The organism is uncultured Pseudacidovorax sp. (assembly GCF_913773995.1).
Classification (GTDB): Bacteria; Pseudomonadota; Gammaproteobacteria; order Burkholderiales; family Burkholderiaceae_C; genus Xenophilus.
In genome coordinates this window covers 1-9,563 of the sequence record NZ_CAJYES010000125.1, presented here as the reverse complement: position 1 = coordinate 9,563, position 9,563 = coordinate 1, and the positions used below count along the sequence as shown (strand labels likewise).

Here is a 9,563-nt window from a genome sequence, read left to right as displayed (position 1 = left end):
GCCCACCTGCGTGCGCAGGAAGGCCTCCTGCCCCAGGGCCAGCATGGCGGCGCGGCGGATCTTCTCGTTGTCGAAGGGCGCGTGCAGGAAGTTGAAGCGCAGGATGAACTGGTTGCCCGCGGGCTGGGCGTCGACGAGCTCGATGGCCGGGTTGCTGCGCAGGGTGGCGTACTGCTCGAAGGCCGGCTGCTCCAGGATGTCGGCCTCGCCATTGAGCAGCGCATTGAGCTGCGTCTGCGCGTCGCGGATGAACAGCCACTCGACCCGATCCACGTACACATTCTTGCCACCGGCCGTGCCCGAGGGCGCCTCGGCACGCGGCTTGTACTTGGCGTTCTTGAGGAAGACGGCCTTCTCGCCAGGGCGGAACTCGTCGGCCTTGAAGACGTAGGGGCCGGAGCCGATGGTTTCCTTGACCTGCACGTCGCCGGGCGTGTCGGCCACGCGCTTGGGCATGATGAAGGGCACGTTGGACGAGGGCTTGCCCAGCGCCTCGGTCACCAGGCCGAAGGGCTCCTTGAGCTGGATGACGAAGGTCCTGGCGTCGGGCGTCTCGTACTTGTCGATGGCCTTGGCCAGCTGGCCGCCGAAGGTGTCGCGGCTGGCCCAGCGCTTGAGCGAGGCGACCACGTCCTCGCTGGTGACCGGCTTGCCGTCGTGGAACTCCAGGCCGTCGCGCAGCTGGAAGGTCCAGGTCTTGTTGTCCTTGGACACGCTCCACTTGCCCACCATCTGCGGCTGGATCTTGCCCTGGGCATCGGTGCCGAACAGGGTGTCGTAGATCATGTAGCCGAAGTTGCGCGAGATGTAGGCCGTGGTCCAGATCGGGTCCAGCACCGTCATGTTGGTGGTGGGAATGATCTTGAGCGTGGTGCTCTGCGCGGCCGCGGGCAGCGCGGTGCCGGCCGTCACGACCAGCATGGCGGCGCAGGCCGCCCACTTCGACAGGGCACGGCGGCTCACGGGGCGGGCGGCAAAGGGGTTGGGGGTGTGCATGAAGCTTCCGAAGTAGGCGGTGGAAAGACAGGAAAAGATCCGGCTTGCCGGTGGGGATGGATTGGGACAAAAATCGCCGCAATTGAATATGTACAGTTGATCAAGGCTGCACTAGAACAGTCCAACTGCGCGATCACAGACAGGTGCACGGCATGCACCCATTCAGTGCTTCGACAACCGCCCTCGCCATACCCCGACCCCCCATGATTTCGCTCGACCCCCACTCCGACGTACCGCTGGTGCGCCAGATCCGCGATGCGCTGGCGCTGGAAATCGACCGCGGCGGGCTCGCCGTCGGTGCACGCCTGCCTTCGGTGCGCGAGCTGGCGCGCGAGTCGGGCGTGAGCACCATGACGGCCACCAATGCCTACCAGCGCCTGGTGGCCGACGGCTATGTGGAGGCGCGGCCCGCCAGCGGCTACTACGTCGCGGCCCATGGCGATACCGCAGGCCAGGCCGCGCGGCGCAAGCCCTTCGTCGGCCGCACGGCGGTCGATTCGCTGTGGCTGATCCGACGGGTGTACGAGGACGACGCCTCGCTGCTCAACGCCGGCTGCGGCTGGATTCCGCCCGAGTGGCTGCAGTCGGATGCAGTGCGCCGGGCCTTGTCGGGCCTGGCCCGCAAGCAGGGCGCCGCCCTCGCCCGCTATGGCTCGCCCCATGGCTATCTGCCGCTGCGCCAGCAGATCGAGGCGCAACTGGGCGCGCGAGCCATCCAGGCGCCGCCGCACCAGGTCGTGCTGACCCACGGCGCCACGCAGGCTCTGGCCCTGGCGGGCCGCTGCCTGCTGCAACCCGGCGATGCCGTGCTGGTGGACGACCCCGGCTCCACCAACCTCTTCGAGACGCTGCGGCAGCAGGGTGCGCGCCTGGTCGGCGTGCCGCGCCTGCAGGACGGCCCCGACCTCGTGGCCCTGCAGGCCCTGGCCCAGCGCCATCGGCCCAAGGCCTTCTTCATCCAGACCCAGCTGCACAACCCCACCGGCTCCTCCTGCGCACCGGCCAAGGCCTATCAGCTGCTGCGCCTGGCCGAGCAGCTGGGCTTTGCCATCGTCGAGAACGACGTCATGGCCGGCCTGGAGCCGCCCGGCGCCACCACCCTCGCCAGCCTGGACCAGCTGCGGCGGGTGATCTACGTGGGCGGCTTCTCCAAAGTGGTCTCACCCAGCCTGCGCGTGGGCTTCGTCACCGCGAACGAGGAGATGGTGGACAAGCTCATCCACGCCAAGATGGGCGACAGCCTGACCAGTTCGGAGATGAACGAGCGGCTGGTGCATGCCGTGCTGGCCGAGGGCAAGCACCGCGCCCACGTGGCGCGGCTGGCGCAGCGGCTGGCCGAGGCGCAGGTGGCCGTGTGCGCGGGGCTGGCGAAGGCGGGACTGGAAGTGTTCGGGCAGCCGGCGGGCGGGCCGTTTCTGTGGGCGCGGTTGCCGTCGGAGGGCGTCGATGCCATAGCTGTCGCGCAGCGGGCGGTGGCGGCGGGGTTGCTGCTGGCGCCGGGGCATCTGTTTCGGCCGACGGCGGAGCGGACGGGGTGGATGCGGTTCAATGCGGCGTATGCGGATGATGCGCGCGTATATGAATTTGTGGCCCGCGAGGCCTCGGAGGGGCGCAAGTAATATGGAAAATCCATCCCACTCATTTACTGGATGGTCCGAAACCGGCCAGAAGCAGGCGTTGGAGCTCGCGTGATAGTCCCGCCCGTTTCTTAATCAGTGTCTGTCAAGGATGTCCCGAGTTCATTTGATCGAAGGCCCGGTAGGGGCTGGAAAATCCACCTTTGGCGCGACTCTGGCTGCGAGCAGCAACGGCGTGCACATCCCGCTCGACGAGTGGTTTGCGACGCTGTTCAGCCCAGACCGCCCGGGCGGCGATTTTGTGCCTTGGTATGTTGAGCGAAAGGAACGGTTGCTGGATCTGATATAGAGCCACAGCCGCAGAATACTGGCGTCGGGTCGAGACGTTGTGCTCGAACTTGGCCTGATCCAGCAGCAACCAAGAATCCAGTTCTGTCGAATGATCACGAACGAAGGATTTCCGCCTCACATCTATGTCCTCGACGCACCCTTGGAAATTCGTCGTGCGCGTGTTCAATGCAGGAACGAAGAGCGAGGTCCCACATTTTCCATGGTCGTACCGGACCATGTCTTCGAGATGGCAAGCAAGCTTTGGGAGCCTCCCGACGAATTCGAATGCGAAGAATTCGAGGTGAGCTTCGTCACGAAGGGAGCGAACGCGTCGTTTGACATCTGAGCAAGCCGGCCAGCGCGCGTCCTGAAAGACTGCTATCGGGCCAGGCAAAGGTCGGCTCAGGGCCCTAAGCCGAAGTTCGGTTCTTCCCAAAGCGGTTGCTGGGCTCGCCGGCTAAGCCAACAGATCAAGGCAGCGAAGGTCTTCCACCGCGTGCTCCACGCGCGTGAGTTGAGGCCACCACACGTAGGCTGACATGCTTTTGGCAAATCGCGCGATCGGCGTGCGCATGTGCAGGAGCACGGCGAGCCGGTAATCTTCTTGAAGTGCTTCGCGCGAATACCCCGTCACTCCTGAAGCAGTGAGCGCTGCGTGATAGCGGTCCAGCAAAGGCATCTCAAAACGCTGGCGCACTCCGCGGTCCCATTGAGCGGCCATCATGTAGGCGAGGTCCCAGACGCCAACGCCCAAATGCCAGCCGTCCCAGTCAATAAGCTTTGGGATGTTGGTCGCCGCGTCGCATGGCAGCATCCAGTTCCAGACGTGAGCATCCCATGAACAAGCGTCTTCCCCGGAAGCAGATCGGCTCGCTCGACGAGCACCGGATAGTCAAGCAGAAACCGCGCATAGGCGTCTCGCGTGCTGTTCCCCAGAGCATCTCCTGCCTTGGAAAATAATCGATCACATGCCGCTGGGAGCCAGTCTGAGCTCCGAAGCCGCTCCCACAACGTTGGACCAATGTCGTGCCACTCCTCTTTTTCCCATCCAGCAGCGTGAAATTGTGCGAGCGCTCCCACTATGCTTGCACTCCGCGCGAACGTCGGCGGCAAGGGAGGATCGCTGGGACGCTCGTGCGAACCGGAGAGATCCTCCATCAACAGCCACGTTCGTCCCGTGGGTTCGTCCACTCCACCTCCGTAGAACTTGGGGACGACCTCGCAATTCAAGCGGCTCGAAATGTTCTTGTAAAACGGCAACTCCGGCTGGCCGTATCCAACGTGAGAAACCTTCAGCACAGCCCGAGTCGGAGCGCCGATATGTCCGTTCCACGTCAGCGTCACGCCCACCAAATCGGAAAGATGACCCGGCGCGTCGATGTCCCTGGACGTTGCTGATAGCAGTACGACGCCGTCTAAGTTCAAGCAGCTTGCAATTTGCGCCGTCAAGGTCGCCGGCGCGAGAAGGCGCTCCAGAATTAAGCTGTCCAATGTGACCCCTCAGTGACGTGAACGAGCGCTTCTGGCCGACAGTAGCCCTTGGTCGATGGGGCGAGAAGGGCCAATAGGACATGCGGCAGTCGTGAAAGCATACCTTTGAACCCTGATGTTTCTATTGCACTTTGACCGAAGCTTTCGCGGCGGAATCGTAGCGGTCAATCGCAAGGCTGAGAGCGAGCGCACGGCGGAACGGCGCGGATCGCAGTTAGGGAGTTTTCGCCGTCGATGCGCTCGGCTCGAAACTTGACGGATGCCCCCTCGCGCAACCCTGCCAAGATTGCTGGATCTCGGACGCGAAAACGCAGAGTAGTGAATGGCAGATTCGCACTGGGCACTACCTTCAAACGTACGTAGGTCCGCGTCCCACCATCTTCCTGCGCCACCGAGCTAAAGGTAGCACGCGTCTCGACCGGCTCGACCACGAGAGCCATTGGAGCCGCCGACGATTCGCCTGCATGTTCCAGGGTCGCAGCCACCACTTGCTGCAGGAGGTGTCGTTGCGCACGACCGACGCTTCCATCGTCGTACTCTCCAGCGGTCATCACGACCACCAAGTCCAGGGAAGGAACGATGAACAGGCGTTGGCCGCCGTTGCCGAACGCCGCATGCCAGCGAACCTCCTTGCCGCGGACGAACACATTCCCGGACCACCAGTGGTGGCCGAACTCCTCGCCGTCCGGAGCGCAAGGAGAAAGCAGCATCTGAACCCAAGCCTGTGGAACAACCTGCCTACCCTCCCACTCGCCGCCTTGGAGCATGAGTCGGCCGAGCCGCGCGAGGTCACGCGGGCGCAACCGCAGTCCCGTGAATGCCCGAGTCCGGCCACGCAAGTCACCTACCCACTCCCATTCAGTGATGCCAAGCGGCGTGAACAGCCATCGATCCGCATAGTCTTTCAAACTGGTGCCGGTTTGCTCCTCCAGCAGCTGTCCCAGCACTGCGGAAAGTCCGCCGTTGTAGTTGAACAGCGCTCCAGGAGATGCCGCGAGCGGCCTATTGAACACGTATCGCGCGCGATCACCCCGCCAGAGAAGACCTCTCTCATCATTCGTCCAGCGGCTATAGCCGCCGGCTTCATCCCACGCCAAGCCACTGCGCATGCAAAGCATGTCTGCCACAGTGATGCGCTCGCGCCCGCCACTGCGCAGATCGTTGAGACCAGGCAAGAGATCAAGGACGGGGGTGGTGAGGGGAGGAGCGACGCGACCGCTCTCGGTAATGCCCCAAAGCATCGCCACTACCGATTTAGTGATTGAACGGACGTCGTGGAGCTGGTCCTTGTCGAACTTGTTCCGACTTGCCCAGACGGCATAGGTAGATCGGTCTGGCCCGGATCGATAGGCATCGATTACCAGCTTGCCGTGACGCTCGACCACGAGGCTGTGCCGATTGCGGGGGCTTCCGACGAACGTCCGCATCGCATCACAGAGCAGGTTGGGGTCGAATCCGCCATGAAGCGGACTTTGCTCAATACTCCACCCGTCTGGGCCTGATTGTGGCGCGCTACAGGACTCTGGCGCGGGTGCAGCCGATCCTGGAGAAGCGCAGCAGACGCTGAAAAACATGGCGAGGACGATCCGTCTCATGCGCAGGTCTCTCTATTCCATCTAGGACCCAGCGAGTCCGCCGAAATTGTCTTCTGTCTAGCAGAACTCGGCAGTTGCGAAGTTTGAACGTCTGCTTCTACCTGAATTTTCCCCAATTGCGCGACCGACCGCTCTTGGCCGTTTGCCGTCAACAGGATACGGTCCTCTTGATCAGCATAAATGCAAGTCGGCTCTTGCGGAGTGAATGGTGCCAACCGCGCGTCGCCCATGCCCCAGAGATAGAAGCCCCAGGTCAATCAAGAACGCAGCCCTGTTTGCAGCACGGGCTCACCGCTTTTCTCTCAGCTGGTTCCCTACCAATCCCACCAACGCATCCGCCAAACTCGACGGCGGCATCGCCCCATGACGCACCGCCAGCACGGGCTGCGTCGGTGCCGCCGCGATCGGCCGCCATCCCAGCCGCTCGTTCTGCCACGCCCGAGCTGTGAGGTCATCCACCAGCGCCACGCCAGCCCCGCTGGCCACCAGCGCACAGGCCGCCTGGCCCGAGCGCACTTCGATTCGTGAGGCCGGCACCTGCCCCGCGTTCTCCGCCGCCTTGCGCATCAACTGCCCTTGCGGCGTGTCCTCGCTGAAGGCGATCAGCGGCTCACGCAGCACATCGGTCATGCGCACGGTCCGCCGCTGGGCGAAGGCGTGATCGGCGGGAAAGACGCAGCCCATCGTCCAGTGCCCCAGCGTCTGCGCGGTCAGCAGCGGATGCGTGACCGGCAAGGTGCAGATGGCGATGTCGGCCTCGTGGTGCACCAACTGGCCAACCATTTCTCGGGCGCGCAGCGTCTCCATGTAGAGCTGCGCCGAAGGAAAGCGCTGCGACAGCGCGTGCAGCGCTTGCGGCACCAGTTCCAGCCCGGCGCTGGGGCTGCACAGCACGCGCAGGCGAAGGCCGGTGCCATCGCGCAGGGCCTGGGCACGGGTCTCGATGCCGCGCACGCCGCGGTAGACCGACTCGACTTCCTCATACAACGCCTGCGCTTCGGGCGTGGGCCGCAGCCGGCCACGGGCACGCTCGAAGAGCTTGAGGCCCAGTTGCAGTTCGATGTGCGACAGCATGCGGCTGATGCCGGGCTGTGACACATGCAGCAGCCGCGCGGCATCGGTGATGGAGCCGGCCAGCATCACGGCGCGGAAGACTTCGATCTGGCGCAGGTTCATGGTCGGCGAAAGGGCTGGGCGTGCATAACGGCATGTTATGCAGATCGCGCGTCTTGGTATTTCACGGCAAGCCCGCAAGCGGCCATGATCCCGGCCGTTGCGAAAGAGCGGAGACACGCATTCCATGACCCTTCGATTCACCCGCCGGGCTGCGCTCGGCTGGCTCGCCGTCTCTGGCGCGGGCGCCCTTCCCTTCACCAGCCACGCCCAGGCCGAATGGCCCACCAAGACCGTGCGGATCATCGTGCCCTTCGCGCCCGGCGGCGGTGCGGACAGTTCGGCCCGCGTGCTGGGCGACCTGTTGTCGCCACTGCTCGGCCAGGCCGTGATCGTCGAGAACAAGCCCGGCGCCGGCAGCGCCATCGGCGTGATGGCCGCGGCGCAGGCGCGCGACGGCCATACGCTGCTGATGGCCAGCAACAGCATGGTCATCAACCCCGCGCTCAATCCGCAGATCGGCTACGACCCCATCGCCGACTTCGATGCCGTGGGCATGGTCTCCGACCAGCCACTGGTGCTGGTGGTGCCGGCCAGTTCGCCCATCCGCTCGATGCAGGAGCTGGTGGCGCAGGCCAAGGCCAAGCCAGGGCAGCTGAGCGCCGGCAACAGCGGCAATGGCACGCTGGCGCACATCGCCTCGGAGATCTTCGCAGGCCAAGTGGGCGCGGAGATCGTGCCCGTGGCCTACAAGGGCGAAAGTGCGCTCATGCCCGACCTGATCAGCGGCCTGCTGGGCTTCGGCTTTCTCAACCTGCCGAGCGTGGCGCCGCACATCAAGGCGGGCAAGCTGCGCGCGCTGGCCGTCTCCTCGTCGCAGCCTGTGGCCGACCTGCCGGGTGTGCCGACGGTCAAGTCGCTGGGCTATCCGGTGCTGGAGGTGCGCGGCTGGGCCGCCCTGCTGGCACCGCACGGCAGCATTGCGCCGGCCGGGCTGGCCCGGCTCGAAGCAGCCCTGGCCAAGGTGCTGGCGTCGGAGACGGTCAAGTCCAAGTTCGCCATGCTCAACGTGGAGCCGGTGGTGATGGACCGCCAGGCCACCGCCCGCTTCCTGCAGGCCGAGACGCGCCGCTATGCCGACATCGTGAAGTCGCGCGGCATCAAGGCGGGCTGAGTCGATGACGCTGACGACGCCAAATCTGGCCGAAACGCTGCCCGCCATCGAGGCCGACGTGCTGGTCTGCGGCGGCGGCGTGGCCGGCACGGTGGCGGCCGTGGCCGCCGCGCGCCAGGGCGCCCGCACCGTGCTGATGGAGCGCTACGGCTTCCTCGGCGGCAATGCGACGGCCGGCGCCGTCGCGCAGTTCAACAGCTGGCAGACGGCGGCCGGGCGCCGCGTGGTGGCCGGTCTGGCGCAAGAGGTGGTGGACCGCCTGCGCGACTACGGTGGCGCGGGTGAGCATCACAGCTTCGTCATGTCCACCGGCCACCGGATGGACCGGGTCGAATACGCGCCCGAGCTGCTCAAGCTGGTGCTGGACGACCTGGTGCGCGAGGCCGGCGTGCAGCCGCTGCTGCATGCCACGCTGCTGGACGTGCAGCGCGAGGGCCGGCGCATCGTGTCGGCGCGTGTGCTGACCAAGGGCGGCCTGCGCACCGTTCGGCCGCAGGTGCTGATCGACACCTCGGGCGACATGGACGCCATGAAGCATGCCGGCGCCACCTTTCTCGAACTGGGTGATGGCGAGGCGCTGCAGCCCGCGACCATGATGTTCCGCTTCGGTCCCATCGACTTCGCGCGGCTCGACGCCTTGAGCAGCGAAGAGAAGGAGGCCATCGCCCGCCGCGGCTTCGAGCAGGGCGAGCTGGCCCGGGCGGCGCTGCATCTGGCGCGCGACCCGTTCTCCGACGACGGCTGGTTCAACATCAGCCGCCTGGGCATCGACGCCACCGACCCCATGGCCCTGGGCCGGGCCGAGATCGAGGGCCGCCGCCAGGCCTGGCGCGCCGCGGCCTTCCTGCAGCGCGAACTGCCGGGCTGCGAGCGGGGCCGGCTGCTGAACTTCGGCACCCAGGTCGGCATCCGTGAAACGCGGCGCGTGGCCGGCGACCACGTGCTCACCGCCGAGGAACTGCTGCGGCCCGAACCCTTCGCCGATGCGATTGCCGCGGGCGCGTATCCCATCGACATCCACCCCGCCGAGGGTGGCGGGCTGACCTACCGCTCGCTGGGCGATGAGCATGCCTACCGCATCCCGCTGCGCAGCCTGATCCCACGCGGGCTGGACAACGCCCTGGTGGCCGGCCGCGGCATCTCGGCCACGCACGAGGCCCTGGCGGCGGTGCGGGTGATGACGATCTGCATGGCAATGGGCCAGGCGGCCGGCACGGCGGCGGCGATGGCGGTGCGCGCGGACGGTGGGGCCGACCTGCGCGCCATCGACGTGCAGGCGCTGCGGCG

General features: G+C 65.7%; 9 protein-coding genes. 4 read left to right on the top strand and 5 right to left on the bottom strand.

The features are described from left to right. Positions 1–996: ABC transporter substrate-binding protein (locus tag QZ772_RS11600; protein WP_295526169.1), on the bottom strand; the 996-nt coding region annotated here is incomplete at its 3' end. 203 nt (positions 997–1,199) lie between these two features. Here QZ772_RS11600 and QZ772_RS11595 point away from each other — a divergent pair. Then, the gene (locus QZ772_RS11595; RefSeq protein WP_295526167.1) at positions 1,200–2,615 is read left to right on the top strand and encodes a PLP-dependent aminotransferase family protein; all 1,416 of its coding nucleotides are present in this window, start codon (positions 1,200–1,202) and stop codon (positions 2,613–2,615) included. A 103-nt stretch (positions 2,616–2,718) separates the two neighbouring features. Here QZ772_RS11595 and QZ772_RS11590 read toward each other — a convergent pair whose 3' ends face one another. Beyond that, positions 2,719–3,090: a hypothetical protein gene (locus QZ772_RS11590; RefSeq protein WP_295526164.1), complete on the bottom strand. Its 372-nt coding sequence runs from the start codon at positions 3,088–3,090 to the stop codon at positions 2,719–2,721. On the opposite strand from QZ772_RS11590, the gene QZ772_RS25505 reads away from it, so the two are divergent. Further along, complete coding sequence (locus QZ772_RS25505; RefSeq protein WP_366510581.1) at positions 2,977–3,249, top strand: hypothetical protein; 273 nt, start codon at positions 2,977–2,979, stop codon at positions 3,247–3,249. The genes QZ772_RS11590 and QZ772_RS25505 overlap by 114 nt on opposite strands. Before the next feature lie 111 nt (positions 3,250–3,360). Here the strand turns inward: QZ772_RS25505 and QZ772_RS11585 are convergent, their stop codons facing one another. From QZ772_RS11585 to QZ772_RS11575, 3 genes are all read right to left on the bottom strand, one after another. After that, positions 3,361–3,717, bottom strand: a complete 357-nt coding sequence (locus tag QZ772_RS11585; protein ID WP_295526162.1) for a DUF1679 domain-containing protein — start codon at positions 3,715–3,717, stop codon at positions 3,361–3,363. A gap of 841 nt (positions 3,718–4,558) precedes the next feature. Continuing rightward, the gene (locus QZ772_RS11580; RefSeq protein WP_295526158.1) at positions 4,559–5,821 is read right to left on the bottom strand and encodes a serine hydrolase; all 1,263 of its coding nucleotides are present in this window, start codon (positions 5,819–5,821) and stop codon (positions 4,559–4,561) included. Positions 5,822–6,277: 456 nt separating this feature from the next. After that, complete coding sequence (locus QZ772_RS11575; protein ID WP_295526156.1) at positions 6,278–7,165, bottom strand: LysR substrate-binding domain-containing protein; 888 nt, start codon at positions 7,163–7,165, stop codon at positions 6,278–6,280. 124 nt (positions 7,166–7,289) lie between these two features. On the opposite strand from QZ772_RS11575, the gene QZ772_RS11570 reads away from it, so the two are divergent. Both QZ772_RS11570 and QZ772_RS11565 read left to right on the top strand, forming a co-directional pair. Then, positions 7,290–8,276 (top strand): tripartite tricarboxylate transporter substrate binding protein, encoded by a 987-nt coding sequence (locus QZ772_RS11570; protein WP_295526154.1) that lies wholly within the window; start codon positions 7,290–7,292, stop codon positions 8,274–8,276. Positions 8,277–8,280: 4 nt separating this feature from the next. Continuing rightward, on the top strand, positions 8,281–9,563 hold a 1,283-nt coding region (locus tag QZ772_RS11565; RefSeq protein ID WP_295526150.1), incomplete at its 3' end, for an FAD-dependent oxidoreductase.